The organism is Mesorhizobium sp. M7A.F.Ca.MR.362.00.0.0 (assembly GCF_004023175.1).
GTDB lineage: Bacteria > Pseudomonadota > Alphaproteobacteria > Rhizobiales > Rhizobiaceae > Mesorhizobium.
In genome coordinates this window covers 1-1,146 of record NZ_RZTF01000776.1, presented here as the reverse complement: position 1 = coordinate 1,146, position 1,146 = coordinate 1, and the positions used below count along the sequence as shown (strand labels likewise).

2 protein-coding genes are annotated in these 1,146 nt (G+C 60.8%); both read left to right on the top strand.

Annotation, left to right across the window (positions count from 1 at the left end; genetic code table 11):
* A partial coding sequence (locus EOC06_RS37620; protein WP_128310138.1) for an alpha/beta fold hydrolase occupies positions 1 to 373 on the top strand: 373 nt, incomplete at its 5' end.
* A gap of 94 nt (positions 374 to 467) precedes the next feature.
* Positions 468 to 1,133: an outer membrane protein gene (locus EOC06_RS37615; protein WP_127332078.1), complete on the top strand. Its 666-nt coding sequence runs from the start codon at positions 468 to 470 to the stop codon at positions 1,131 to 1,133.
* Positions 1,134 to 1,146 lie beyond the last annotated feature (13 nt).

The following is a 1,146-nucleotide window of genomic DNA, read 5'->3' as shown; positions in this document are numbered from 1 at the left end:
CGTAACCACCGACGGCGTCGATCCGGGCGTGATGACCAACAAGACCTTTGCCGCCTACATCGACCGCTCCGGCCGCGACTACAAGAAGATGTCGAAAACACCGGACCAGTATGACGCCTTCGTGGCGCAGATAAGCCATATGTGGGAGACCGAGCCGGCGTGGACCAAGGAGCAGCTCGCTGAGATAACCACGCCGACGGCGATCGTTGCCGGCGACCATGATGAAGCGATCAAGCGCGAACACACCGAATATATCGCCTCCGCCATCCCGGGCGCGAAGCTGATTATCCTGCCCAACGCCAGTCATTTCGCCATGCTGCAAGCGCCGGATGAATATAACCAGGCTGTGCTGGACTTCATCGACGCCAAATAGAGGATTCTGTGCGGCGACAGGGGGATTGCGATTGCGGCGAATGCGGTTATCCTTCTGGCGAGGATCTTTCTGAACCGTCATTTCGGGGAGTTCGATGTATCGCCTGATGGTCGCAAGTGCCGGTTTTCTTGCCGCTCTGGCCGTGCCGGCTTTCGCCGCCGACCCAGCGGCCGATGTTCCGATGACCGCGCCCGGCTTCGACTGGACCGGCTACTATGCCGGCATGCAAGCCGGCTATGGCTGGGGTCGGTCCGACATATCAGGAACAGAGGGCGAGCCGTTTTCGGCCACACCCGACGTTGACGGCGGTTTTGTCGGCGGCCATGTCGCCGGACTGTGGCAATTCGACCAGGCGGTGCTGGGCGCCGAGGCAGACCTCAACTATTCCTCGATCGACGGAACGACGGTATCGGCCCTGGGAAGCACATTCGGCACCGACATCAAGTGGTTCGGGTCGGTCAACGCCAAGGCCGGCTACGCCATGGATCGCCTGCTGGTCTACGGCATTGGCGGCGTCGCCTTTGCCGGCATCGAAACATCGCAAGTCGCGGGTCCGGCGTTCGCCAGCACGCGCACGAATGTCGGCTGGACCGCGGGTGCCGGCGTCGACTACGCGTTGACCGACAAGTTCGTCGTCGGCGCACAGTATCGCTACTATGATTTCGGCTCCGAGCACTACGACGTAGCGGAACCCTTCAACGATCGCGATCAGAACGTGAAGCTCAACACGGTAGGCATCAATTTGAGCTACAAGTTCTGAGCAGGGCCACAAT

Coding starts and splice junctions, on each gene's coding strand:
- EOC06_RS37615 (WP_127332078.1), top strand. CDS start 468: ATGTATCGCCTGATGGTCGCAAGTGCCGGTTTTCTTGCCGCTCTGGCC.